We start from the raw sequence: 25,701 nt of genomic DNA, 5'->3' as shown, positions 1-25,701 counted from the left end.
TGCTCAGCCAAAGCTCAGCCGAAGTGCAAACGATCATGAAATGAAGAAGCCCCGGCCGGCTGCGACGGGGGACGCAGACCGGCCGGGGCGACAGGGTGCCTCAGCTCTTGGGCGGGAGGAGGAAGCCACGCATAGGGCGAGGCTCGTCCGGATCACGCGATGGTGGTTCCTGCGCTCGCTTCCACGCGGCGACCAGCTCGGCGTACCGGGGATCGATCCACTCCTGTGACATACGCGGTCACCTCCTGCCCCTCAGGCTAGGGCCACTCAGGCTTCGGCATCGGCCGGATCTGGCAGTCCGGCGCGTGCTGGCAGTTCGCCGACACCGAGACGAGGAGGCCCTCACCGGGCGGGCCCCACAGCTCCGAGTCGACGTCGAACCCTGCACGGGCGACCAGCTCCCGCGTGCGGTCCAGGATTGCCGGGTCGTAGTGGGTCGGGTCCCAGCCCGGGTAGTGGTGCACGAACGAGCCGAACCGGTCGCACAGCTCCGCATACAGAGCTGAGTGCAGCAGCAGTGCGTGCCACCCCTCGTCAACCACGCGGGACGGGGCCATGCCGACGCCGGGCTTCTGGGCGCAGGTGACGACGAACTTGATGCCCTCCTCGACGATTCGGCCGGCCATCTCCTCGGACATGTCCGGGTTGGCGTCCATCACCGTCTTGCGGACGTTGTCGAAGTGCTCGCCCACCAGGGCGCGCGGGTCGGTCGGGATCGGGTTTCCGGGCGGGTCGGGTACGGGCATGGACATGGGCAGTCCCTTCACTGAGGTGGTGGGATGAACCCGCCCCGGCCGGGGTTTCCTGGCGGGATGCGTCCGGTCGGGGCGGGGATACGGGACGGTCAGCGGCAGCGGGGGCACTGGCACGGCGGGAACGCCATCGAGCCGATCCCGGGCGCTGCGCCTTCCGGGAGCTCCACGGCTTCGCGTGCGGGCTCGCCGCGGCCGATGCCGTCTCGCTCGCGCAGTAGCTGCCGCAGCGTTTCGCGGGCGGCAGACGGGCCGTGTCCTTGCTGCTTGTCCGTCATGTAGCCAACGTGGACCAGCCTTTAGGACGTTTCTACGGCCGTGACCCTGACGGACAGGACGCTTCGGGACTACCGTCCGAGAAAGCCCAAACGTCCTCGGGGGTCACCTTGAATACGGTGCTGCGTGACGCTATGGCCCAGGCGGATATGACCGTTGGCCGCCTCGCCCGTACAGTCGGCGTGACGGTTAAGACGGCCGAACGCTGGTTATCCGACCCGTCACGGGTCCCTCACCCACGGACCCGCTCTGACGTAGAAGACGCGTTGGGAGTGAGCGCCGAGGTGCTGTGGCCGAAGGCTGTCCGATCGGCAGTGAAGACCGGACCGGACCGCGAGATCGTGGCGGCGTACCCGTACCGAAATGCCTGCCCAACCTCGGTGTGGGCCCAGCTGATCGACGGCGCCTCGCAGTCGATAACGTTCGCCGGGTACACGAACTACTTCATCTGGCAGGAGCATCCGCGCCTGGCGGACCGGCTGCGCCGCAAGGGCGGGGACGGCTGCTCGGTACGGTTCATCGTCGGCGACCCGGAGTCGGAAGTGACCCGCCGGCGCGAGGAAGCCGAGGGTGTGCCGCTGACCGTGGGCACGCGTATCCGGATCACGCTCGACGCGCTGGAGAAGATGCGCGAGGCGCCCGGCCTGCAGGCCCGGTTCAGTGACGAGCACATCGCCCTGTCGGTGTTCGCGTTCGACGATCAGATGCTGGTGACGCCGCACATCTCGAACCTGCTCGGGCACGAGTCGCCGATGCTGCACCTGCGCCGCCTCGGTGAGGACGGTCTGTACGACCGGTTCGCGTCACACGTGACCGCCTTGTGGGAGACGGGCCGCCCAGTCTGGTCCTGACGCGCGAATGCGCCCCCTTCCGCCCGTAGGCGGAAGGGGGCGTTGGTGTTCAGGGAGGTGCGGGGGGACTGCCGTTCAGGGCGACGTCCACGCGGTCGACAGCGTCCCGCAGCGACTGGCCCGAGTTCGGGTGCAGCTCGTGCTCGACTGAGGTGAGACGGTCCTCGATACCGTCCAGGCGCTCCATGACGCCCTTGCGTTCCGGCACTCCGGGGCGTGGCGGTACGCCGTTCCAGTCGTCGACGAAGTCGTCCACCCGGGTGGCGATGCGCCGTACGCCGCGGACGAGGCGCCACAGCAGGCCGAGCCCCGCGCAGACCGCGACCGCGGCGAGAGACCAGACGACCAGGCCGTCAACGGCGGGAACGCCCGTGCTCTCGCTCATCTACACCCCCTTGGCGAGGCTCGCGCTGTTGGTCACGTCCCGCACTCGGGCGATGAGCCCCTTCACCAGGGCGAGTGCAGCGCCGACACCGCCGGCGAGTGCGGCGTACCACATGCTCCCGTCGAGGGGCTGGGTGACGACGATCCCGGCGAGGAAGCTCTGCAGGAACGTGGCGAGGACTCGCTCGAAGAGGTCGCGTCCGTAGGTGGTTGCGGTCTTCAGGACGGTGCGGTCGGGGGTGGGCCGTTCAGGGCGACGGCGACACGGTCGACGCGCCCCGGCCCCGGCCCCGGGCGGGGCGGCACCGGCTCAGGCGCGGCGGCGGCAGGAGAGGAAGACCTGTTCCTCCGGGGGCACGTCGGCGATGGCCGGGGCATAGGTGTACGAGGTCTCCTCGAGGATGTCGAAGCCCGCCGTCTCGATGACCGTGCGCAGCTCTTCGCGGAGGTAGCCGGACACCCGGATGGTGTGTCCGAGGAACGGGATCGGGCGGTTGTCGACGTCCGCCTCCACCATCGAGACCACGAACGGGCCGCCCGGAACCAGCAGGTGGCAGATGGTCCGCAGGGCCACGGGGATCTCGGCGCGCGGGAGCATGAGGAGGGAGAAGAAGGCGGCGGCTCCGTCGAAGCGGCCCAGGTCGACCCGGCCGCCGGGGTGGAGGTCGGCGAGGTCGAGATGGTGGAACGTCGCTTCGGGGACCTTCTCCCTGGCCAGGTCCACCATGCCGCTCGACAGGTCGACGCCCACCACCTCGTGCCCGGCGTCGACCAGTTGGCGTGCGGTCGGTACGCCCGTACCGCACCCGAGGTCCAGTACCCGTGATCCGGAGGGCAGCGAGCGGATCAGCCATTCGCCGGCGGCGAGCTGTCCCTCTTTGTGCGGGAACGCCTCGTCGTAGCGGTCGCCGATGGCGTCGAAGGCCGCGGCCTGCTCCCCGCGTTCACCCGGCAGGCTCTCGTAGTCGGCGTCGTCCCCTGTGGTCACGAACGTACCTTTCTCGAGGTCATCCCGAAGCCCCCATCATCCCGTCCGGGGCTGCCGGTGTCAGGGGTCCCGGTCGTCGGGCGGCCAGGAGCACGGCCCCGAGCGGGGCGGGGCGGGGCGAGGGGTGACGGGCTCACGGCCTCCGGCCGGGGCGGGAGTGACGGCGGGCGGCCTCACGCGTTCGGGGCGGGAGTGACGGCGGGCGGCCTCACGCGTCCGGGGCGGGAGTGACGGCGGGCGGTCGCCTCACGCGTCCTGGGCGGCGGGCGGCCTCACGCGTCCGGGACGGTGAGGTCCAGGCGGTCGAGCCGCTCCGGGTCGGTCAGGATGTTGATCTCCGCGATCCTTCCGCCGGTGACCGTGAACGCCATGACCGCCAAGGGCTGTCCGCCCGCCATCTCGACGACTCCGGCCGCCCCGTTGACCAGGGCCGGACGGGCCACCTCCGCGAGGTGCGCGTAGGTGATCGCCTGGGCGGCGACGGCCGCCGCGCCTCGTACGACCGAACCGGGACGCAGCGTCCCGCTGTCGGAACGGGCGACGACGTCCGGGGCGAGCACCGTGACGAGCGCCTCGAAGTCACCGCCGCGCGCCGCCGTGAGAAAGGCGTCGACGACGACCCGTTGACGGTCGAGGTCGGGGTCCGGTACGGGGGCGGAGCCCCGGACGCGGCGCCGGGCACGACTGGCCAGCTGACGGGTGGCGGCCGGAGTGCGGCCGACGACGGGGGCGATCTCGTCGAAGGGCACCCCGAACATGTCGTGTAGTACGAACGCCAGCCGCTCGGCGGGCGCCAGCGTCTCCAGCACGACGAGGAGCGCGAGCCCGACCGAGTCGGCGAGCAGCGCCCGGTGTTCCGGATCCACGGTGCCCGCGCTGCTCACGATCGGTTCCGGCAGGTGCACGTCCATCGGCTCCTCGCGCCGGGACGTACGCGAGCGCAGCATGTCCAGGCAGACCCGGCCCACCACGGTCGTCAGCCAGCCGCCCAGGTTGTTGATCCCGTCGGAGTCGCTACGGCTGAGCCGGAGCCACGCCTCCTGGACGGCGTCGTCCGCCTCGCTCAGTGAACCGAGCATCCGGTAGGCGACCGCGCGCAGTTGTGTACGGTGCGCCTCGAACCGCTCGGCCAGGAAGTCGTGGTCGTCCATCGTCGTTCCGTCCCCTCGTCGTGCACTGATCATCCGGTTGTCCGTATGTCTGACGAACGGAGGAGGGGTGATGTGACGGCGTCGGGGCGGCTGCGCGGAAAAGGTGGAGTTGATCTTGCTCGGGATGCCGTAAGGTTGTGTTCACCGACGCGGGGTGGAGCAGCTCGGTAGCTCGCTGGGCTCATAACCCAGAGGTCGCAGGTTCAAATCCTGTCCCCGCTACTGATGACACCGGCCCGGTGGTCGATCTCCACGATCGCCCACCGGGCCGGTGGCTTTTCCAGGCTGCCGGCTTTGCTCCCGGTGACTGTCCCGACCGTCTCGGCATTCGCCCGGCCGGGCGACGGGAAGTAATTGTGCGGCGCGTCGACGCTCAGCCTGAGGAGGGCGCGGTACTGTCCGCAGCCGTCAGCGGACCCGGCAGGAGACCATCTTTGGGACAGCAGCGGCGTGATCAGGGCGGCGTGCGGCGGGCACCGTGGTCCGTCCGGGCCCTGCCCTTGGCGATGATCGTCGCAGGCGTGGTCTTCGACCTGCTGACGCCTCCTCGTTTCACCGCGGTGCCGCTCTTCGCGGCCGCGCCGCTCCTCGCCGCCCCCCTCTTCCCGTTCGTGATGACCTTGCTCATGGGCGTCGCCGCCCTCATGGGCGTGAGCGGCATGCATGTGGCGAACGGGACCACTGCGCAGATCACCGCCCTCACCGAGACCACCACCGTGCTCACCGTGGCGGCCCTCGCGCTGCTCATCAACAGGGTCGTGCAACGCAGCGGCGAACAGCTGGCCTCGGCCCGGGTGATCGCGGAGACCGCGCAGCGCGCCGTGCTGCCCGCGCCGGCAGACCGGATCGGCGGTCTGCACATCGCCGCCCGGTACGAGGCGGCGCAGGAGGGCGCGTTCATCGGCGGTGACCTCTTCGCTGTGCAGGACACCCCGTACGGCGTGCGTCTCATCGTGGGCGACGTCCGTGGCAAGGGGCTGGGGGCGGTGGGGACCGTGGCGGTCATCATCGGTGCGTTCCGTGAGGCCGCGGAGCAGGAGCGCTCGCTCGAGGGCGTGGGGCAGCGGCTGGAGCGTGCCCTCAAGCGGGAGGGCACTCGGCGGGAGGGCCTGGACGCGGTGGAGGGTTTCACCACTGCCGTGCTGGGCGAGATTCCCCGCGGCGGTGCGATGGTGCGGCTGGTGAACCGGGGGCATCCGGAGCCGCTGCTGCTGCACGCCGACGGTGCGCTGGACGTTCTGCGGCCGCGGCAGGCGGCGCTGCCGCTCGGCATGGGTCTGGGGGAGTGGCCGGACCGGGCGGAGGAGTTCCCGCTGCCCGACGGGGCGACACTTCTGCTCTACACGGACGGCGTCACGGAGGCGCGTGACGACCGCGGTGTCTTCTACGACCCGGTCGAACGGCTCGCCGGGCGGCTCTTCCCGGGGCCCGGGGAGCTGCTGGACGCGCTCGTCGACGACGTACGCCGGTACACCGGCGGCGGGTCGAACGACGACATGGCGCTGCTGGCCGTCGGCCGGCCGGCGCGGGGGCAGCCGGAGCGGCGCAGGACGGTGCCGGTGGTTCCCCATGAGACGTGACAGGAGACGTGAGCAGGGAGCGGAAGCGGATGGCGCCGCCGGGCACGCCGGCCGACGGGGCGGCGCAGCCGGTCCACCGCCCCCGTCCTCACGGCCTGTGATCGAGGGACACCCCTCCGCATAACATTTGATACAACGTCAGAAAAAGGTCCGGTCCTGACGTTTGATCAAGTCGCCCCGTTGCGGGGGTGTCTGTCCGATTAAGTCCCCGTCCGAATCGTTAATGATCAACCGGAACGGCTTGGAATCCGACCCCGCCGTCTATTAACGTTCGATAACGCAGCGCGGTCGTCCCAGCCGTCGTCAGAGGCGGCACCGTGCGCACGCGCCGAATCCCGCAAGGGAGCCGGGGAACCACCAATTGGGGTGAATCGGGCACCTCTTGCCGTGCAGTTCGCGGTCGAGGCGCCCGTAGGAGACCTTCCTGCTCCGAACCCGTCAGCTAACCCGGTAGGCGAGAAGGAAGGAAGGAGTACGCCTTCGTGGCGTCCAACATGCCTGCCCCAGAAACCCGCTTCGCGTCCGAACACGCCGGTGGCGACGCGCCCGAGCGGACCTGGGAGGAATGGAATCCCACCGAGGAGTCCATCCGCCCCGTGCGCGGCCGGCACCGTGTCATCAAGCAGCGCGGCGGACTCGCCCGCAGCTCCACGGTGCTCGGCGTCGGTGTGATCGCCGCGGTCGGCGCCGGTGGCATAGCCACCGCGCAGGACAAGCCGGCGGTTTCCATCTCCCTTCCCGACGCCATCACGGACAACCTTCCCGATGCCAAGTCCCTTCCGGGCGTCGGCTCGTTGGTCTCGGGCGACTCCGACGCCGCGGGCGAGGTCAACACCGCCCCGCTGACCGCCGCCGCGGCGCCCGTGGCCGACGGTGGCGACAGCTCCGCGCAGTCGACGGGCGCCGGCGAGGCACTGCGCGCCCGCATCCTCCAGCAGGCCGAGCAGCAGCAGGCCGCGGCGGACGCGGAGGCCAAGGCCGCGGCGGAGAAGCTCGCCGCGGAACAGGCCGCGGCCGCGGCCGCGAAGCAGCAGAGCGAGGCGGAGGCCAAGGCCGCCGAGGAGAAGCGCAAGGCGGAGGAGGCGGCCAGGGCCAAGGCGGAGGCCGAGCGTCTCGCCGAGCTCGCGAAGAGCTTCTCCCTGCCCACCTCCTCGTACACGATCACCTCCACCTACGGCGAGTCCGGCTCCCTCTGGTCCTCCGGCCAGCACACCGGCCTGGACTTCGCCGCCCCGACCGGCACCCCGGTCAAGGCCGTCCACGGCGGTACGGTCAAGTCCGCGGGTTGGTCCGGCTCCTACGGCTACCGCATCGTCCTCGAACTGGACGACGGCACCGAGGTCCTGTACGCCCACCTGTCGTCGATGACGGCGAGCGCGGGCCAGACGGTCACCACCGGCGAGACGATCGGTCGCGTCGGCGCCACCGGCAACGTCACCGGGCCTCACCTGCACCTGGAGGTGCACACCCCGGGCGGCTCCGGCATCGACCCGATGTCCTGGCTGCGCAGCAAGGGCCTCACGGTCTGATCCCTGCCCGGTACGGGGGCGCCGCATGCTCACCCCATGCGCTGCTTCGTGCCGGGCACATCCATGTCTCCTCCCGCCCCCGCCGCACACCCGCCCCGACGCCAGGGCATCCCGCCGTGCGCGGGTCATGGACATCCCGCCGTCTCGACGGGGGACCGGCGCGGGTCAGGAGCGGTACGGGTTGTAGCCGCCGTAGTCGCGGTACGGAGGCGGCGCCGGTGCGCGGCTCGTCGCCCGGGCCGCGTACGCCAGTGACGGCCCCGCCACCTGTCGACGCTGCCACAGATGGTGCAGCAGCTCCTGCTCGCGCTCCGCGAAGTCCGGGCCCGCCGCGCCCCGGTGTGCCCGTCGGCGCAGGAAGGCCAGCGATGTCGCGAACGACTCGTACTCCGACACCGCGTGGCCGGCGGCCGGGCCGTATGTGCGCCGGGCGAAGTCGCGCGCCATCGTGCGGGCCCGCATCGATGAAAGGGCCCGGGGCTCGGCCGCCGGTATCCAGCCCGCCGCGGCGTAGGCGGGGAGCTCGTCGGATATCGTGCGCAGCTCGCGCTGGCGGCTCCATATCGCCAGCCAGGCGAGCAGCCCGAAGGCCGGCACCATGAACGCCCCGTACACGGCGTAGAAGCCCCACGGGCTGAGCATCGACGCCGAGCCGTTCCACAGGGCGTGCATGCCCATCGCGAGGGTCAGGCCGAGGAGTGGCGGCGCGATACGCCGCAGCCGCCGGTGGCGGCGCGCGCCGAGGGCGGCGAAACCGAAACCGAGGCCCGTCAGCACGGTGAAGAGCGGGTGGGCGAACGGTGACATCACCACCCGTACGAAGAAGGTCGCCGCGGTCACGGAGGCGAAGCCGGACGTGCCCGTCGACTGGTCCTCGTCGAACGCGCTGCCCAGATAGAGGATGTTCTCCGTGAAGGCGAAGCCGGTGGAGGTGAAGCCGGCGACCACCACACCGTCCACGACTCCGGTGAAGTCCCTTCTGCGGAAGACGAAGAGCAGCAGGATCGCGGCGGCCTTGGCGCTCTCCTCGACGACGGGCGCGACGACCGTCGCCCCGATGGTGTCGGCGGACGCGGGATCGGCGGTCGCCGTCGCTATCCAGCGGGTCGCGAACGTGTTCGCGACGATCGCGATCAGGGCCGCGGCGCAGGCGCCCCAGGCGAATGCGAAGAGCAGATTCCGCCAGGGGCCCGGCTCGACCCGGTCCAGCCAGCGGAACGCGGCCAGCAGCAGCGGGACCGGCAGCGTCGCCAGAGCGAGACCCACCAGGAAGCCATGGGTGCCGGTCTGTTCCCGCACGAGCACCAGGATCACCAGGCCGCACAGGGCGAGCACCGTGATCACCGCACCGGCGCGGACCGCTCTGCTGCGCCAGAACCTCGACGCCGCCGAGGGCCGGTACCGCCGGCGCGCGGGCTCGGGCACTTCGGTGAGCAGCGCGTCGACGTGCTCCTGCCGGAGCGCGGGCAGCACCGGGTGAGGTGGCACCGTGACGCTGGGCGGGCGGTGCTGCGGTGGCTGCTGCGCGGACGAGTCGGACACCTGACGACCCTAACCAGAGGCACCGACAACCGGCGACGGCGCCAGGCACGCCGAGGACGCGGGCGTACCTGTCAGTCCCGGGGCGGAACCCGGCGGAAGAGCAGGTCGTGCACCTTGTGGCCCTTGTCGAGGCCCTGGCCCTCGAAGCGGGTCAGCGGACGGAACGCGGGACGTGGCGCGAAACCGCCGTCGTCCCGGGTGTTCTCGAAGTCCGGGTGCGCGGAGAGCACTTCGAGCATCTGCTCGGCGTACGGTTCCCAGTCGGTCGCGCAGTGCAGGACCGCGCCCGGCTTGAGCCGCTGGGCGGCGAGCGTGAGGAACTCCGGCTGGATGAGACGGCGCTTGTGGTGCCGCTTCTTGGGCCAGGGGTCGGGGAAGTAGACGCGCATGCCGTCGAGCGAGCGGGGCGGCAGCATCTCCCGGAGCAGGATGATCGCGTCCCCGTTGGCCACCCGGATGTTGGACAGGCCGTTCCGCTCCGCGAGACCCAGGAGATTGCCCTGGCCGGGGGTGTGCACGTCGACCGCGAGGATTCCGGTGCCGGGGTCGTCGGCGGCCATCTGGGCGGTGGCCTCGCCCATCCCGAAACCGATCTCCAGGACGACCGGCAGCCCGCCGAACATCTCGTCGAGGTCCAGCACCCGGTGCCCGTCGATGTCCATGCCCCACACCGGCCACAGCCGCTGCAGCGCGTCGCCCTGCCCGGCGGTGACCCGGCTCCGCCGCGGCTGGAAGCTGCGGATACGGCGCTCGTGATGCGACCCGGCCGGGTCGGCGGAGGGCCCGCCGGGAAAGCGCGGCTCGCCCTTGGCGCGGATGGAGTGGCGGGGGGCGTCGGGGGTGGTGTTCAGGGACTCAGACACAGTGCTCCCGATTCTACGAGGGCGGGAGCGGCGACGGCTCCGGGCGCCCGCCCGACCTGCCGCCGGGCCGTGTCCGGTCGCGGCGCCGGGGCGGAGGGCGGTGGCGGCCGGGGCCGGTGGCGGCGCCGGGGCGGGGGTCGAGGCCGGTGGCGGCTCTCGGGCAGAGGCCGCTTCGGCGCCCGGGCGGGGCCGGGCCCCCGGGCGGGGGCAGCCGACTTCGGAGCCGGAGCCGGAGCCGGAGCCGGGCGGGGGCCGGGTGAGGGCACCGCCGGTCCGGGGTCGGGAAATCGGCGTCCGTCCGGATCCGTGGGGTGGGGGCGGAAGTGGGGGCGCCGGGTCAGACGGGGAGGGCGGCCAGCGAGGCGAGGGCGCGGCGGGCGATCTCACGGCCGATCGGGAGGGAGGCGGTCGCCGCCGGGGAGGGTGCGTTCAGCACGTGCACCGTCCGGGGCGCCTCGCGGATCAGGAAGTCGTCGGCGAGTGTCCCGTCCCGCAGCACCGCCTGCGCCCGCACGCCTGCCGGGGCAGGCCGCAGATCGTCCTCGGTGAGGGAGGGGAGCAGCCGGCGCGCCGCCGTCGTGAAGGCGCGCTTCGAGAGCGACCGGTGCACCTCGCCCGCTCCGTACCGCCAGTGACGGCGGGCGATGTGCCAGGAACCGGGCCAGCCGAGGGTCCCGGCGAGTTCCCGGGGCCGGACGGTCGACCAGCGGTAGCCCTCGCGGGCCAGCGCGGGAACCGCGTTGGGACCGACGTGGACGCCGCCGTCGATGCCGCGGGTCAGATGGACACCGAGGAAGGGGAAGGCCGGGTCGGGCACCGGGTACACCAGGCCGTGTACGAGACCGGGGCGGGCCAGGTCGTAGTACTCCCCACGGAAGGGGACGATCCGCATCCCGGGGTCGTCACCCGCGAGCCGTGCCACCCGGTCGCAGTGCAGCCCGGCACAGTTGACCAGCGCCCGGGCCCGTACGACAGAGCCCGACCCCGTCCGCACCGCGACGCCCCACGGGCGGCGGTCGACGACGGTGACCTCCTCGCCGTACCGCACGTCCGCGCCGGACGCCGCGGCGAGCTGCGCGGCCACCGCCCCGTAGTCGCAGATCCCGGTCGTCGCCACGTGAATCGCGGCGAGCCCGCGGACCTCCGGCTCGTACTCCGTGATCTGGGCCGGGCCCAGTTCGCGGACCGGGATGCCGTTCTCCCGGCCGCGCTGGACCAGGGCGTGGAGCCGCGGGAGCTCGTCCCTGTCCGTCGCGACGATCAGCTTGCCCGTGACCTCGTGGTCGATGCCGTACTCGGCGCAGAACTCGACCATCTCGGCGGCTCCGCGGACCGCGAACCGAGCCTTCAGTGATCCGGGCCGGTAGTAGATCCCGCTGTGGATCACTCCGCTGTTGCGGCCCGTCTGGTGCCTGGCGGGCCCGTGCTCCTTCTCCAGGACCGTCACCCGCGTCCCCGGAGCGGAGCGGACCAGCGCGTACGCCGTCGAGAGGCCGACGATGCCGCCGCCCACCACCAGCACGTCGCAGTCGAAGCCATGCCCGGACGCCCTCACCGCGTCACCTCCCACCCCGATAGTGCACTGGCCCGCCGACAACGCGCTTAAACCAGCCGCTACGCGGGACACGGCCCCTCGGATCGGGACACCCTCGGATCGGGCCACACCCCCGGATCGGGGCCGCAGGCACCTGGGCCGTCAGGCCCGGTCATGCCTGGCCGTCGGACCGGGGCCGTCGGACCGGCGTCGTCGCGTCGTGCCGTCCGGCCGGGGGCTTCGGACCGGCGTCATGGGACCGGCCCGGTCAGGCCGGGGTCATCAGGAGCGGGCGGGCTCTTTCCCGCAGCTCCATGACTCTCGGCTCGTCGCCGTACGGCTCCAGCCGGTGCAGCAGGTCCCGTACGTACTCGGTGGTGCGCGCGGAAGAGATCCGGCCCGCCACCTCCACCGCGCGGGTGCCCGCCGCGCACGCCGCGTCCAGGTTGCCCGACTCCAGTTCGGCCACCGCGGAAACCACGAGACGCAGTCCGTGCGAGCGTACGTACTCCTCGGTGGGCCGGGACAGCGCCTGCTCGGTGAAGCGCCGCACCTGCCGGGGGGCCTTCAGGTCGCGGTAGCACTCCGCCGCGTCGGCGGCGAACCGGTCGTACGAGTAGAAGCCCAGCCACGACGGGTCTCCGTCGCCCTCGCGGGAGCGCTCCAGCCAGCCCTCCGCCGCCCTGAGCGCCGCTCCCGCGGCCGCCGCGTCGCCGGCCTTGGCGTGGGCGCGGGCCTCCACCAGCCGGAAGAAGCTCATGGTGCGGGCGGTGGCGAGCCCGCGGTTGCGTTCCAGTGCCGCCTGGGCGAGATCGACGCCCTCGTCGGCGAAGCCGCGGTACGTCGCCTGCAGCGACATCGACGCGAGGACGTAACCGCCGAGCGGGACGTCCGCGGCGGCGCGTGCCAGCCGCAGGGCCTGGATGTAGTAGCGCTGGGCGGCCTCCTGCTGACCGGTGTCGAAGGCCATCCAGCCGGCCAGTCTCGTGAGCTCGGCCGTCGCACCGAACAGGGCACGGCCCACCTCGTCCGAGTAGGAGCCGAGGAGCAGCGGGGCCGCGTCGACGCGGAGGCATTCGGGGACCATCGACGAACGCCAGTCGCCGCCCCCGTACTTGGAGTCCCAGCGCCGTGCGTCCTCCGCCGCCTCCCGCAGTTTCGCCACGTCGCTGTGGCCCACGCGTGCTGGCGTGTCGCCCGCGTCGGGGAGGTCGGGGAGGTCGAGGGGCGGGGGCAGGGGGGCGGAGGCGTCGGGCAGCACAAGGGAGCCGCCCGCCGTGTCGAGCAGTCGCTCGACCGACGGGTCGGCCGGGGTTATCAGCCAGCGCGAAGCGGGCGTCGCGTAAGCGCTCACTGCGAAGGATCCGGCCAGCGACTGCCAGATGCCTCCGGTGCCTGCCCGGCGGCCCGCAAGGTCCAGCCGGTACAGCTCCGTGGCCGATTTGACCGCCTCACCGATGTCGCGCGGGAAGGCCAGCCCCACCTCGGGGGCCGGATCGGCGTCCGCGAGACCGATCTCGTGCAGCGGCACGGGGCGGCCCAGCTTGGCTCCGATGGCGGCGGCGATGAGATGGGGTGCGGCGCCCTGCGGCACCATGCCCTTCGACACCCACCGGGCCACCGACGTCTTGTCGTAGCGGAGGGTCAGACCACGTTGCGCGCCGAGGTCGTTGACCCGCCGCGCGAGGCCCGCGTTGCTGATTCCCGCGAGGGCGAGAACCGTGCCGAGCTTTTCGTTCGGCCCGCGTTGCTCTCTGGACATGCGCCACCCCTCGACACACAGACGGCTGCCGCGCGCGGCCCGCGCACGGCATTCGTGCTGGGTCCTCCCCGTTCGCGCCCCCCGTATCCGACCGGTCCCGGCTGCAAAAGCGTGCGGCCGGGCCCTGCGGAATATGCGCGCCTGTGGAGAACATCAGTAAACCCAGCGTAGTTCGCCGCATCCCGACCGTTAAGGGGCCAACTTCCCTATGGCGGGATTGTGGTCCGCGGGGCGGGCGCCGGGCGGCTCTCGTGCTCCCGCCGTGTGGCCGTGCGCCCGTTCGTGCGCTCTGGCCGGTCGGGGGCGGGAGCGCTTCCATGAGTGCTGCGTGGGTCGGCCCGCTGCGCACTGGAACCAGCGGGCTGGGGGACACCATCGCCTCAATCCCCGCGGGCGGTGGACAGGGTCCGGGGGGCGAACTGCGCCTCCCGGTCCATGTGTTGGGCCCGCACGGGCGCGCCGGCGTCCTCAGAGAATGGCTCAATATCGCCTGTCCGACTCGCCGCTTCTGCGGCTTCTGTGCAACCTCGCCGGTCTGAGGGCGGGTCCCGGCACCGTCGGCAAATCGCCAATGCCAGGGGCGCGTTCCCTTTTTGCGCGCGCTACGCATAGCCCCTCGCTCGTGCCTCTTCGTGGCAGCATGTCCCCGAACGGCTTCGGCACAGTGGGGAGGCGGCGATGCGGTGGCTGGTGGGGTGGAGCAGTATCGCCGCAAACTTCGGCACGGTGGGAGCGGTCGGGGCGTCCGGTGAAGGACGCACTGTCCATCCCGTCGGAGCCCAGCTCCTGTGGGGCGACCCCGATCCGCTGTGGGCGGTCGGCGACTGGCGCCCCGACGAGGTGCGCGTCATCACCGCGGAACCGCACCAGCGGCCCCACTCCGTCCCCGGGGGCGACCGCCCCGCCCCCGGCGCACAGAATGCCGGCGTGACCCGGCTCGCCGTCCTCGGCTGCTGCGCCGCCAGCGACGAACAGCTGCGTGTCGGCCTGTTCGCGGCGCGCGGCGGCGCACTGAGGCATCTGACCGCATGGGCCGGCAGCTACACCGTCGTCGTACAGGTCGGCCGCCGTATCACCGTCGTCGGCGACCTCGCGGGCGCACGCCCCGTCTTCCACACCCCGTGGGCGAACGGCACCGCGTACGCCACCGCCGCCCTCCCCCTCGCCGACCTCATCGAGGCCCAGCTCGACATCGGACACCTGGCCGCGCTGCTGGCCTGCCCCGAGACCCCCGAGGCGCTGCGCGACTCCACCCCGTACGCCGGCGTCAAGCGCATCCCGCCCGGACACGCGCTGATCCTGCGGGAGGGCTCGCGGGAGATCACCGGCTACGAGCCGGTCGCCTCGCTGGCGGTCGCCGCACCGCAGGTGGAGGCGGTACGCGCCATCGACGGCGTACGCGACGCACTGGTCGAGGCGGTACGCGCCAGGCTGACCGCCCCCCGGCACGCACCGGAGACCGTGCCGCCCGACCCCGGACCCGTCCCCGGCATGGGGCCCGCGGAACGCCGCGCCGCACGGGGCGCGCCCGCACCGGGCATCGGCGCCGACCTCTCCGGGGGCAGCGCCTCCAGCACCCTCGCGCTGCTGGCCGCCGGACTGCCCGGGGTGCCGGGAACCGTCCTCGGCCACGGCACGGGCGCCGGCGAACGACTGCTCGCCGTCACCTTCAACGACCTTGCCACCAGCGGGCACGAGCTGCGTGAACCCGAACTGGAACGGGCCCGCACCATCGCCGCCAACCCCCGGCTGCACCATGTCGTGGTCGCCGCAGGCGAGGAGGCCCTCCCGTACGCGAACCTCGAATCCGGTCCGTTGACGGACGAACCCGCTCCGTCGCTGGTCACCGCCGAGCGGCACCGGGGCCGGCTGGCCGCCGGCAGCGCCGACCACTTCACCGGCTCGGGGGCCCGGCAGGTGCTCGACGCGCACCCGGCGCGCCTGGCCGACCTGCTGCTGGACCGGCGCAGACGCCACCTCCTGCGGCCGGTCACGGCGCTGGCCCGCTCCGAACGCCCCTCGCCGCAGTCCCTGTTCGTGCCGCTGACGGTCTACCGGGCGGCGCGCAAGCTCGCCCGTACGCCCTACCGCACCGGCCTCGAGACCGCCGCCGACCACCTGCTCCTCGCCAACCGCCCCGGTCCGGCGCTGCGCAACGGTGCCGTCGGCGCGTCCCTCGCCGCGCTGGCCTGGTCCCGGCCGGGGCCGGCGGCGCGCTGGCTGACCGGGGAGGCGCTCGCTGAAGTATCGGTTCGTCTGACGGACGCGGCGACCAGGCCGACATCGGTACAACGGCCGGGCGAGGCCCGGGCGCGGGCCGCGCTCGCCCGCCACGCCTTCGACCACCGGATCCTGGAACAGGCCGCGGAGATCCGCAGCCAGCGGCTGCACGCGCCGTTCCTCGACAACCAGGTCGTACGGGCCTGCCGCGACCTGCCCGAGTCGCTGCGCGTCCAGCCGGGCGCGCGGGCGGCCGTCCTGCGCACGGTCCTCGCGGGCGCGGGCGTCCACGACCTGCCGCCCGGCTGGGGCTCCCCCACCCACGCGTCGACCGCGGCGGCCGCCAGGGCGGGGCTGCGGGCGGCGCTGCCGAACCTGCTGGCGCTGTTCGAGGCACCGCTGCTCGCGGACGCGGGCCTGATCGAGGCGCGCGTGGTCCGCAAGGCGCTGCACGCGGCGTCGGAGGGCGAGCCCGTTCCGCTGGACGGGCTGGCGGACCTGATCTCGACCGAGCTGTGGCTGCGGCGGCTGCTCTCACGCCGCGGCACGTGCTGGACGGGCACGGCGGCGCCGCGACAACGCGCGGTGGCGGGCGGCGTGCCGCGAAGGCCGACGCTGCAGTCGTAGGGCGGGCGGGGCGGGGGCGCGGGGGCGCCTGCGGCGGGCTGCTCCCCATTCCCTTCCTGTCCCTTCCCTTCCCGTCCCTGTCCGAGGCAAGCCCCGGACCCCGAACCGTGCTTCGCGCGGTTGTTTCCGGGGCTTCGCCCAGGATCCACGGGGCGTGGTTGCCGGGGGCTTGGCTCCGGACCCGGTACCGCGTCCGGGCGGTGCGTTCCGGGCTGTGCCGGGCCTGTCACCGTGCTGCGCGCGTGGTTGCCGGGGGCTTGGCTCCGGACCTCGCCGGGGGCCTGGTTGCCGCCGGGCGGGCGGTGCAGCGGGACTTCGCCCCGGGCTCCGGCGTTCCGTGTGCGCTCCGGGAGGATGCCGGGCTGTGCCCCGGCCGGGTACCGCGCTGCGCGCACTGCCGGGCGCCGGCCGGGTACCGCGCTGCGCGCAGTACCGCAGGAGGTTCGGGGTGGAGCCCCGACAAGGCCGGCACGTTCCGGCCTCGCCGGCGTGGGGGGCGCGGGGCGGGGCGGAGCCCCCGAGGATCGGGGCGGCACCCCGGCGGTGCCTACGTGCAGCTGATGCGCGACTCCGCCCAGTTCGCCAGCGCCACATGGTCCCGTGGTGTCTGCGGCTCCGACACCAGGCGGATCGTGCGTACGCCGGAGAGCGGCACATGGACGGGCATGGCCGGCTCCCCGCTGCGTACCACCGGGGACTGCCACAACCGCGTCCCGTCGCCGTACACGGAGAAGCGCACCGCGGTCGGCCACATCCCTCGTGTCAGGTCGTCGATGCCGGCGACGGCGTCGTAGGCGGTGCACCGGCGGTTGAGGTCGATCGTGATGGACGATGCGGCGTGCGCGGTGACGCCGTGGGGGTACCGCTCGCCGCCGATGGCCATGCCCGAGCGCTGCCAGACCCAACCGCTCTCGCCCAGGCGCACCTCGGGGACCGTCCCGTCGCCGAAGGTCCCGTACTGCAGGCGGTTCACCCGGTAGACCTCGGGCGCCGGTGGCGGCGGAGTGGGCGTGGGAGCCGGGGGCGGTGTGGGGGCCGGTGGAGGCGTCGACGGTTCCGGCGTCGGTGACGGTTTCGGCGGCGTGGGCTTCGGGGGCGGAGCCGGGGTCGGCTTCGCCGCCACCCGTACCACGGGCGGCTCCGGCTCCGGCTCCGGTGGTGGCGGCGGCGCCGGTGGCGGTGGCGGCGGAGGAGCCGGGGTGGGCGGTGGCGGTGGCGGTGGCGGCACCACGGGCTGGGCCACCGGAGGCTTGGCGACCGGCTCCGGGGCCGGCGCGGGGCCGCCCGCCAGGGCCCAGACGAGACCGGCGGTCACCGCGACAGCGGCGCCGGCCGCGATGCCGGCCTTCGCCGATGCCCCCAACCCCTCGGCGGCACCTCCCGCCGTCCCGCCGGAGGCCGACGCGCCACCGGTGGCGGCCGCGGCGGCTCCGGCCCCTGCCGCACCCGCGGCTCCGCCGGCCACGATCCCCGCGGCCTTGAGGGAGTACCCGGCGGCGAACCAGCCGATCACCGCGATCGGCAGCAGCGCAGGGATACCCGCATTGACATGTGCCAGTTCGCCGGCGGCGAGCCGGCACCTGACGCACTCGTCCAAGTGCTTGCGCAGCCCGCGCTCCGCCCGTATCCGCAGACCTCCGCGGGCGTACGCGCCCAGCCGGTCCGCGTACCGCGCGCAGTCGCCGCCTGTGGTGAGCGAGGTGCTCACATGGGCCTGGAGATACGCCTGCTTGAGCCCCTCGCGGGCCCGGCTCGCCAGTACCGCGGTCGCGTTCGCGGTGAGCCCGAAGAGGGGTGCGACCTCGCTCGGGGACTCCTCCTCGACCGTGGTGTGCCACAGCACCGCCTGCCAGCGCTCAGGGAGCGACCGGAACGCCTGCATGGCGAGCGACTGCTCTGCCTCGTGCATCGCCCGTACGTCCGCGCCCAGCTCGAGGGTGTCCTCGTTGGACGCGTCCGCGGTGCGGGCCGCCTCCGCGGCGAACACCGCGAAGTCCTCGACCAGTTGCTCGCGCTTCGCGGACTTCATCCACGTCGCGGCGACGCGGCGGACCGTGGTGAGCAGGTAGGCCCGTACGGCCTGCTCCGGCCCGGCGCCGTTGCGGACCGCCTGCAGCGTCCGCGCGAACACCTCCGCGGTCAGGTCGTCGGCGGTGTCGGCGTCCCGGCAGCAGGTCCGGGCGTACCGCCGGACGGCGTCCGAGTGGCGGTGGAACAGCTCCTCGTACGCGCCGTCGTCGCCGTCCCGCATCTGCCGGATGAGCTCGGCGTCCGACGGCGGCAGTTCGCGGGGCGGGGGCAGCACCGAGTCGTGGCCGCTGCCGGGATCCCGCTGCTGCGGTACCGCGTACCGCTCCGGGGACCCGGCGGATTCCCCGGACGCCGTCCGTGGAACGCCGGACCCGTCGTGGCCACCCTGACTCGGCACCTGGGAGGCGGACAGCCCGTCCGACCCTGTCCCGGCCGCACCGCCGAGCGACTCACCCTGCCCGTCACCGCTCATCGCGGAAGCCCCCGTCAGCACCTACAGACCCGAACACCGGGCAAGCGTGCCACAGCGCGGCTGTACGCCGTACCTCTCCGTGGGGCAACCACCCGTCCGGGGCGGCTTCCATGGGACCTGGGCCTTCGCACCACCCGTCAGAGGGCGGCTCGAGCGGCCGTGCTGACACGGTCCGTTGACGTCGGGAGCGCGGGGCCTCACGCCGAACGCGGCCGCAGCCCCTCCAGCAGAATGTCCAGCAACCGGGCCGAGGCCGCCTCCTGCTGCGCCGGGTCCGGCAGCGACGGAGCCGCCGTGGCTATCACCAGCAGCACGTCGGCCACGGTCACGTCGCCCCGCAGCTCACCCGCCGCCCGGGCCCGCTCCACGAGCCGGCCCACGACCTCCAGCAGATCGGCCGATCCGGCGTCGTCCTGCTCCGCCGCCGGAACGGGCCGGGGCGCCACGACCCTCAGCCCCGGCTGTGCAACCGGCCGCTGCTCGGGCGCGCGTAGGCCGTCCAGCGCTTCTGCGCCGCCCGCGACGACCGTCGACTCCTCGCTGTCCACGCCCACCCGCAGCACCTGCGGGGGCAGCAGCCGTCCCGCTCCGGACGCCACAGAGGTGCGCAGGAAACGGGAGAGCGCCGACCACGGCTCCTCCTCCTGCCCGAGAGCCGCACGCGCCTGCTCGGTCAGCCGGGAGGTCTCCTCCTCGGCTATGCGGCGCACCAGCACATCCTTGCTGGGGAAGCGGCGGTACACCGTGCCGACGCCGACCCGGGCCCGCCGGGCCACATCCTCCATCGGCGCGCCGTACCCCAGCTCGCCGAACACCTCACGTGCCGCACGCAGTACATGCTCGAGATTGCGCTGCGCGTCCACCCGCAGCGGAGCCGATCGGCCGGCTCCGCCCGCTCCACGTCCGTTCCCATGGCCGTCCGCCGTCGATGCCGGCGCGACAGCGGTCTGCCAATGCGAATCCTGAATATGCATGAGCGTTCCCCCGGTCATGTGGTCTCCCCCCGGAGACCTCCCCGCCTGTCCGCCGGGCATGTCGTACCCGACACCCCGACCGGGTACGAACATAGTTGAGCCCGAGTCAATTCAGAAGGGGGTGCTTCCGCACGGAGCGCCCCCCGATCGGAGCAAGGGCCGGAAGACTCCCTATTGCACCCCCCGCTTCCGGCCCACCCGTCGGGCCTGACCTGCACCGCTTCCCTTTTGCCCGGCCTCGGGCACAGGCCGGGCGGCCACGGCCTTCCGGTCACACAATTTGCCGGGCCTGTGGACAAACTCCTGAGGCCGTTGCCTCATGGGATGGTGAAGGCTGCAAACACCCGGGGCACGACCCCCGGCACCCCGCCGCGCACGCGCGTTCTCGTCGTCGGCGGTGGTTACGTCGGGATGTACACCGCGCTGCGCCTCCAGCGGAAGCTGAAGCCCGAGCTCGCGCGCGGCGACATCGAGATCACCGTGGTCACCCCCGACCCTTATATGACGTATCAGCCGTTCCTCCCGGAGGCCGCGGCCGACTCCATCTCACCGCGCCATGTGGTGGTCCCCCTCCGCCGCGTCCTGGGCGGATGCACGATCGTCATCGGCGAGGCCAAGTCCGTCGACCACGCGAAACGCACCGCGACCGTCGCCACACTCGCGACCGAGGAGGAGGGCGCCGGAGCCGTCGAGATCGGCTACGACGAGCTCGTCATCGCGCCCGGATCCGTCTCCCGCACCCTTCCCGTCCCCGGTCTCGCCGACTTCGGCATCGGCTTCAAGACGGTCGAGGAGGCGATCGGCCTGCGCAACCACGTCATCGAGCAGATGGACATCGCCTCGTCCACCCGCGACCCGGCCATCCGCGACGCCGCGCTCACCTTCGTCTTCGTCGGCGGCGGGTACGCGGGGGTCGAAGCCCTCGCCGAACTCGAGGACATGGCCCGCTACACCTCGCGCTACTACCACAACATCAAGCCGGAGGACCTGAAGTGGATCCTCGTCGAGGCGCAGGGCCGCATCCTTCCCGAGGTCGGCGAGCAGATGGGCCGTTACGCCGTACGTGAGCTGCGCGCCCGCAACATCGACGTGCGTCTCGACACCCGCCTCGACTCCTGCGAGGACCGCGTCGCCGTGCTGAGCGACGGCTCCCGCTTCCCCACGCGGACGCTCGTATGGACGGCGGGCGTCAAACCCGCCCCGGTGCTCGCGGCCACCGACCTGCCTCTCAACGAGCGCGGACGGCTCAGGTGCGACGCCCGGCTCGCCGTCGAGGGCGTCGACCACGCCTGGGCCGCCGGTGACGCGGCGGCGGTCCCCGACCTGACGTCGGACAAGCCCGGCACGGAGTGCGCGCCGAACGCCCAGCACGCCGTGCGCCAGACCAAGGTGCTCGCCGAGAACATCGTCGCCTCCCTGCGCGGCGCGCCGATGCGGGTATACGCGCACAAATACGCCGGCTCGGTCGCGTCCCTGGGTCTGCACAAGGGCGTCGCGCACGTCTACGGCCGCAAGCTGAAGGGGTATCCGGCGTGGTTGATGCACCGCGTCTACCACCTCAGCCGGGTCCCCACCTTCAACCGCAAGGCGCGGGTGTTGGCCGAATGGACCCTCTCCGGTCTCTTCAAGCGTGAGATCGTCTCCCTCGGGTCGCTGGAACACCCGCGTGCCGAATTCGCGCTCGCGGCGGGCGGCGGACGACCGGCCGACGGTCCCGAGGGCGGGCCGTCCGCACGCCCCGAGGAAGAACCGAAGGAGCAGTCGGCCGACGGATCACCGGACGGGGCTTCCGGCGGCCCCAAGGGGACTTGACGGCCGTTCGGCACCTTGCGGAAAGAAGACTGTCAGTCCGGTCGGCCACACTGGACGTGTGACCATAGGTGGGCTCACACCTGCACAGAGTGACCCTTCGCGAACAACCCATTGAGGCTAGAAAGTCAGTGAACTTCACGCGTTGGAGCGCCAGGCTCCCCCGTACGCAGCGTCGCGCCGCAGCGCGGGGGGCCGACCAGGGGCTCTCCCCGGCGAAGCGGTCCGAGGGCGCCGTGCCCGCGGCACGCGGCGAGTACGGCCGGCCGGAGCCCCCGCTCGACGACATCCCCGCGCTGGAGGACTTCTCCGTAGCGGAGATTCTCGGCCGTCTGCCCGCGCTGGTCGCGCTCGTCCACGGCCCGGACCACCGCGTCGCGTACGTCAACGACGCCTACGCCGCCGCCTTCGGCCCCCGGCAGGCCGGAGCCGCCGCCGCCGACGTCTGCCCCGAGCTCGTCGAGCTCGGCCTGCTGCCCCTGATGGAACAGGTGCTGCGCAGCGGCAAGCCCCGTACGGTCAAGTCCCGCCGGATCCAGAGCGGGACGACCGACCGGCGCGGGGAAGGTTCGTACACGGTCACCTGCCTGCCCGCGGAGCGGGCCGGCGGAAGCGGCGAAACGGCCGGCGTCCTGATCTTCGCCGCCGACGTCACCGACCACGCGGACGCCGCGGAGCGGCTGCGGGCCAGCGAGCGGCGTCACCGCGAGACGGCCGTGACGCTGCAGCGTTCGCTGCTGCCCCAGGAGCTGGAGCAGCCCGACGACCTGCGGTTCGCCGCCACCTACCTGCCCGGCGGCACCGACGCGGCGGTCGGCGGCGACTGGTACGACGTGATCACGCTCGGCGCGGGCCGTACGGCGCTGGTCATCGGCGACGTCATGGGCCGCGGAGTGCGGGCGGCCGCCGTCATGGGCCAGCTGCGCACCGCCGTGCGTGCCTACGCCCGCCTGGACCTCCCGCCGCACGAGGTCCTCCAACTGCTGGACGGGCTCGCCGCCGAGATCGACGCCAGCCAGATCGCCACCTGCGTCTACGCGGTCCACGACCCGAACGAGGGCAGGCTGGTCTACGCGTCCGCCGGCCATCTGCCGATCCTGGTCCGCGACGAGGACGGCACGGTCCGCACGGCGGCGGAACCGACCGGCCCTCCGCTCGGTACCGGTGGCTGGCTCCACACGTCCGGCTCCATCGACCTGCCGCCCGGTTCGACAGCTGTCCTCTACACGGACGGTCTGGTGGAGCGCCGCGGCGAGGACATCGACGAAGGGGTCGCCGCGCTCCAGCGTGCCCTGGCGGGGGCGACGGGCAGCCCGCAGGTGGTCTGCGACCGGCTGATCCGGGCCCTCGGCGTGACCGCGGAGCACGACGACGACGTCGCCGTGCTCGTACTCCAGCACCCGACGCGGCATGGGGCGGACGCCGAGCTGTTCCACAACGCGGCGCTCGATCTGCTGGGAGGGATCGAGGCGGCGCCGCGTGCCCGGGCTTTCGCCACAGGGGTGCTCGCCTCCTGGCGCTTCTCCCCCGAGCTGCACGACCTCGGTGTCCTCGCCGTGAGCGAGCTGGTCGCCAACTCGCTCCAGCACGGCACCCCACCCATGCGTCTGCGGCTGCGCCGTACCGACCGGAGGCTGATCGTCGAGGTGACGGACGGCGACGACCATCTGCCGCGCCGTCGCCGCGCGGAGACGGAGGACGAGGCGGGCCGCGGCATCTCCATCATCGCGACGATCGCCTCGTCCTGGGGTTGCCGCCGCACACCCGGCGGCGGCAAAGCGGTCTGGTGCGAATTCGCACTGCCCCAGCGGGACAAGGCCGTGGCGACCCGCGGTCCCGGCCGGCCGGCCGCCCGGTGAGCGTCGGCGTCAGGCGGCCGGAGCGACGGCGTCCTCGGGCTTGTGCACCGCCACCACCCGGGTCCTGGCCGCGAGCGACGGGCGGTCCTGCACGGGGCTGAGCCGCTTGCCGAGCCGCAGGGCGAGCACCGTGATCGAGAGCGAGAACAGCACGAACGTCACGATGTACGGGCCGTGGAGTGCGGCGCCCATCGGCCCGCCCACGGCCGGGCCGACCGCCAACGCGAGCTGCTTGACCAGGGCGAACGCGGAGTTGTACTGCCCGACCATGGCCTCCGGCGCCAAATCCGCGACCAGCGGCGCCACGGTCGGCGACAGCATCGCCTCCCCGAGACCGAAGAGCGCGTACGTGGAGATGAACGCGGCGGTCGCCATGGCCTGACTGCCGTGCCCGAGCCCCGCGTACCCGGCGGCCAGCCATGCCACGGCCCAGATGAGTCCGACCGCGGCGATGACACGGCTGCGCCTGCGGTGCTCCACGAACTTCAGCACCAGGAACTGGGCGAGCACGATGACCGCCGTGTTCGCGGCCAGCGCCGTCCCGAGGGTCGAGGGCTCGATCCCGGCGGCCTCCGTGCCGTACGCGGCGAGGCCCGATTCGAACTGGCCGTAGCAGGCGAAGAAGAGGACGAAGCCCAGGACCAGCAGCTGCACCATGGCCCGGTGTCCGAGCAGTGTCCGCAGCCCTCCCTCGGTTCCGGCGGTTCCGGCCCCGGCGCGCGAGGGCCGCAGGCCGGAAAGCGCGGGGGAGTGGGGGAGCCGCACGGTCAGGGCGATCCCGGCGAGCACCAGGAACATGACGGCCTCGATGCCGAACAGGAGGGTGAAGCTCGCCGGCCTGCTCTCGTCGACGATGTGCCCGCCGATCAGGCCACCGACACCGAGCCCCAGGTTCTGCAGGAAGAACTGTGTGGCGAAGGCGCGGGTGCGGGTCGCCGTCTCCGAGCACCAGACGATCAGGGTGGCCAGCGCCGGCTGCATCACCGCCGTACCGGCCCCGAGGACCGCCGCGGAGAGGACGACGGCCGGAATGCTGCCGGAGAGCCCCAGAGCGACCGCGCCGGCCGACGCGAGCAGTGCGGCACCCACCAGTACGGGCAGCGGGCCGCGCCGGTCGATGACCCGGCCGGTGAAGGGGAGCGCGACGAGCGCGGCCATCGCGAAGGCGGCGAGCACGGCGCCCGCCGTCGTCGCGCCCAGCCCCCGTACCTGCGCCACATAGACGTAGAGATAGGGAACGGTGAAGCCGAGCCCGAACGCACTCAGCGCGTTGCCTGCCTGGATCCGGCGCATCGCTGCACCCTTCGCCTTGGTCACACTCACCCACTTCAGAACGGAGGCGGCAGTCCACCGGAGCCACTGGAGTAAGGCCGGAGGACTGAAGCCTGAAGACTTCAAAACTAAAGTTAGATATTAAAGAGTACACAGAGAAGGACTTCGAAGCCAATCAGTGGCGTGCCATACTGCGGCGCATGCCTACCGAGATCCCCCCGGCCTCCGCGGCCTCCGACCCGCAGGAGCCGAGCCTCGACGAGCAGATCGCTGCCTACCAGCGCGAATTCGGCGACCTCGATCCGCAGGTCGAGAAGGTGGTCTCGGCTCTCGGCCGACTCAACCGCCGTATGAACGTCGCGTACGGACGCCAGGTCGCCGACCTCGGGATCAGCAACACCGAGTGGGAGGTGCTGAAGACCCTGGTGCTGTCCGGTGCCCCCTACCGGATGGGCCCCGGTGAACTCGCCAAGCGCCTCGGTCTCACGCCGGCTGCCATGACCCACCGCATCGACCGCATGGCCGGTGAAGGTCTCGTCACCCGCGACCGCGACGAGAGCAACCGGGTGCGGGTGATCGTCGAGCTGACGGACGAAGGCCGCACCAAGTGGCTCGAAGCGATGCGTATGGCGACGAACTTCGAGGAGGAGCTCCTCCAGGACCTCTCGGGCGATGAGCGGTCACTCCTCGGAGAGCTGCTGATCCGCGTACTGCGCCGCGTCGAGCACGACCAGCCGGACGCCGGCGGACGCCTCAGCGACCTGGACTAGCAGCGGCGGAGGGGGCGGGTTGACACCGGCCCTTCCGGTCCGTAAGGTACTTCGAGTTGTCGTAGAGCCGGAACGGTTCTTCGGCAGCCATCCCTGCCGCGAACGCGGCAACCAAACTCAGCACGATCTCCCACTCGGGAAGAATTTCGGCATGCCGAAATTCATTTCGAAAGCTCGATTATGAGCCGCCGGAGAAATCCGCTACAGTTTGGGCGTCGGAACGGCCCAGCAGCCGCGAAGGCAAATCCCGCTGACTGGGAGTCAGACCCGAAAGAGTCTGATAGAGTCGGAACCGCCGGAAGGTCGAAAGGCCGGAAAGCGCCGAGGAAATCGGATCGGAAAGATCTGATAGAGTCGGAAACGCAAGACCGAAGGGAAGCGCCCGGAGGAAAGCCCGCAGGGAAGCCTGAGGGTGAGTACAAAGGAAGCGTCCGTTCCTTGAGAACTCAACAGTG

General features: G+C 72.4%; 19 protein-coding genes, 1 tRNA gene and 1 riboswitch. Of the genes, 8 read left to right on the top strand and 12 right to left on the bottom strand.

Annotated features, from left to right (window positions below):
- Window positions 1-257: 257 nt before the first annotated feature.
- On the bottom strand, window positions 258-752 hold the full coding sequence (locus AB0903_RS20450) for a hypothetical protein (protein WP_366704705.1): 495 nt from the start codon (window positions 750-752) through the stop codon (window positions 258-260).
- Window positions 753-844: 92 nt separating this feature from the next.
- A complete protein-coding gene (locus AB0903_RS20445; protein ID WP_366704704.1) occupies window positions 845-1,030 on the bottom strand; it encodes a hypothetical protein in 186 nt (61 codons plus the stop codon).
- Window positions 1,031-1,342: 312 nt separating this feature from the next.
- On the opposite strand from AB0903_RS20445, the gene AB0903_RS20440 reads away from it, so the two are divergent.
- The gene (locus tag AB0903_RS20440) at window positions 1,343-1,879 is read left to right on the top strand and encodes a DUF5919 domain-containing protein (RefSeq protein WP_366704702.1); all 537 of its coding nucleotides are present in this window, start codon (window positions 1,343-1,345) and stop codon (window positions 1,877-1,879) included.
- A gap of 49 nt (window positions 1,880-1,928) precedes the next feature.
- On the opposite strand, the gene AB0903_RS20435 is transcribed toward AB0903_RS20440, so the two are convergent.
- The 3 genes from AB0903_RS20435 to sigJ form a co-directional block, all read right to left on the bottom strand.
- Entirely contained in the window at window positions 1,929-2,264 is a 336-nt protein-coding gene (locus tag AB0903_RS20435; protein WP_366704700.1) for a hypothetical protein, read from the bottom strand.
- A 309-nt stretch (window positions 2,265-2,573) separates the two neighbouring features.
- A complete protein-coding gene (locus AB0903_RS20430; RefSeq protein WP_366704698.1) occupies window positions 2,574-3,251 on the bottom strand; it encodes a methyltransferase domain-containing protein in 678 nt (225 codons plus the stop codon).
- Between the two features lie 272 nt (window positions 3,252-3,523).
- Complete coding sequence (sigJ, locus tag AB0903_RS20425; protein WP_366704696.1) at window positions 3,524-4,402, bottom strand: RNA polymerase sigma factor SigJ; 879 nt, start codon at window positions 4,400-4,402, stop codon at window positions 3,524-3,526.
- Window positions 4,403-4,550: 148 nt separating this feature from the next.
- Here sigJ and AB0903_RS20420 point away from each other — a divergent pair.
- The 3 genes from AB0903_RS20420 (at window position 4,551) to AB0903_RS20410 (ending at window position 7,511) form a co-directional block, all read left to right on the top strand.
- A tRNA-Met gene (locus AB0903_RS20420) sits at window positions 4,551-4,624 on the top strand.
- 212 nt (window positions 4,625-4,836) lie between these two features.
- Window positions 4,837-5,982 carry a PP2C family protein-serine/threonine phosphatase gene (locus AB0903_RS20415; RefSeq protein ID WP_366704694.1) on the top strand — a complete coding sequence of 382 codons (1,146 nt, stop codon included), beginning with the start codon at window positions 4,837-4,839 and terminating at the stop codon, window positions 5,980-5,982.
- A gap of 316 nt (window positions 5,983-6,298) precedes the next feature.
- Window positions 6,299-6,454: riboswitch (cyclic di-AMP (ydaO/yuaA leader) on the top strand.
- A 10-nt stretch (window positions 6,455-6,464) separates the two neighbouring features.
- Window positions 6,465-7,511 carry a M23 family metallopeptidase gene (locus tag AB0903_RS20410; RefSeq protein WP_366704692.1) on the top strand — a complete coding sequence of 349 codons (1,047 nt, stop codon included), beginning with the start codon at window positions 6,465-6,467 and terminating at the stop codon, window positions 7,509-7,511.
- Between the two features lie 165 nt (window positions 7,512-7,676).
- Here the strand turns inward: AB0903_RS20410 and AB0903_RS20405 are convergent, their stop codons facing one another.
- From AB0903_RS20405 to AB0903_RS20390, 4 genes are all read right to left on the bottom strand, one after another.
- Window positions 7,677-8,984, bottom strand: coding sequence for a PrsW family intramembrane metalloprotease (locus tag AB0903_RS20405; protein ID WP_366704803.1), 1,308 nt, complete (start codon window positions 8,982-8,984; stop codon window positions 7,677-7,679).
- Between the two features lie 140 nt (window positions 8,985-9,124).
- A complete protein-coding gene (trmB, locus tag AB0903_RS20400) occupies window positions 9,125-9,916 on the bottom strand; it encodes a tRNA (guanosine(46)-N7)-methyltransferase TrmB (RefSeq protein ID WP_366704690.1) in 792 nt (263 codons plus the stop codon).
- Window positions 9,917-10,253: 337 nt separating this feature from the next.
- Entirely contained in the window at window positions 10,254-11,471 is a 1,218-nt protein-coding gene (gene lhgO, locus AB0903_RS20395) for an L-2-hydroxyglutarate oxidase (protein WP_366704688.1), read from the bottom strand.
- Between the two features lie 247 nt (window positions 11,472-11,718).
- Window positions 11,719-13,212: an MFS transporter gene (locus AB0903_RS20390; protein ID WP_366704686.1), complete on the bottom strand. Its 1,494-nt coding sequence runs from the start codon at window positions 13,210-13,212 to the stop codon at window positions 11,719-11,721.
- A gap of 678 nt (window positions 13,213-13,890) precedes the next feature.
- On the opposite strand from AB0903_RS20390, the gene AB0903_RS20385 reads away from it, so the two are divergent.
- Entirely contained in the window at window positions 13,891-16,059 is a 2,169-nt protein-coding gene (locus AB0903_RS20385) for an asparagine synthase-related protein (protein ID WP_366704684.1), read from the top strand.
- A 547-nt stretch (window positions 16,060-16,606) separates the two neighbouring features.
- Here AB0903_RS20385 and AB0903_RS20380 read toward each other — a convergent pair.
- The gene (locus AB0903_RS20380) at window positions 16,607-18,562 is read right to left on the bottom strand and encodes a sigma-70 family RNA polymerase sigma factor (protein ID WP_366704682.1); all 1,956 of its coding nucleotides are present in this window, start codon (window positions 18,560-18,562) and stop codon (window positions 16,607-16,609) included.
- Window positions 18,563-18,759: 197 nt separating this feature from the next.
- On the bottom strand, window positions 18,760-19,536 hold the full coding sequence (locus AB0903_RS20375; protein WP_366704680.1) for a helix-turn-helix domain-containing protein: 777 nt from the start codon (window positions 19,534-19,536) through the stop codon (window positions 18,760-18,762).
- A gap of 324 nt (window positions 19,537-19,860) precedes the next feature.
- On the opposite strand from AB0903_RS20375, the gene AB0903_RS20370 reads away from it, so the two are divergent.
- Complete coding sequence (locus AB0903_RS20370; RefSeq protein ID WP_366704678.1) at window positions 19,861-21,348, top strand: FAD-dependent oxidoreductase; 1,488 nt, start codon at window positions 19,861-19,863, stop codon at window positions 21,346-21,348.
- Between the two features lie 128 nt (window positions 21,349-21,476).
- Complete coding sequence (locus tag AB0903_RS20365) at window positions 21,477-23,204, top strand: SpoIIE family protein phosphatase (protein ID WP_366704676.1); 1,728 nt, start codon at window positions 21,477-21,479, stop codon at window positions 23,202-23,204.
- Window positions 23,205-23,213: 9 nt separating this feature from the next.
- Here the strand turns inward: AB0903_RS20365 and AB0903_RS20360 are convergent, their stop codons facing one another.
- Window positions 23,214-24,521, bottom strand: a complete 1,308-nt coding sequence (locus tag AB0903_RS20360; RefSeq protein WP_366704801.1) for an MFS transporter — start codon at window positions 24,519-24,521, stop codon at window positions 23,214-23,216.
- Between the two features lie 155 nt (window positions 24,522-24,676).
- Here AB0903_RS20360 and AB0903_RS20355 point away from each other — a divergent pair, with 155 nt between their 5' ends.
- A complete protein-coding gene (locus AB0903_RS20355) occupies window positions 24,677-25,246 on the top strand; it encodes a MarR family transcriptional regulator (protein ID WP_366704674.1) in 570 nt (189 codons plus the stop codon).
- The last annotated feature ends 455 nt before the right edge of the window (window positions 25,247-25,701 follow it).

It is taken from the genome of Streptomyces sp. NPDC048389 (assembly GCF_040706335.1).
GTDB lineage: Bacteria > Actinomycetota > Actinomycetes > Streptomycetales > Streptomycetaceae > Streptomyces.
Note: the sequence above shows the minus strand (reverse complement) of the source record. Positions and strands in the feature narration are given on the sequence as shown.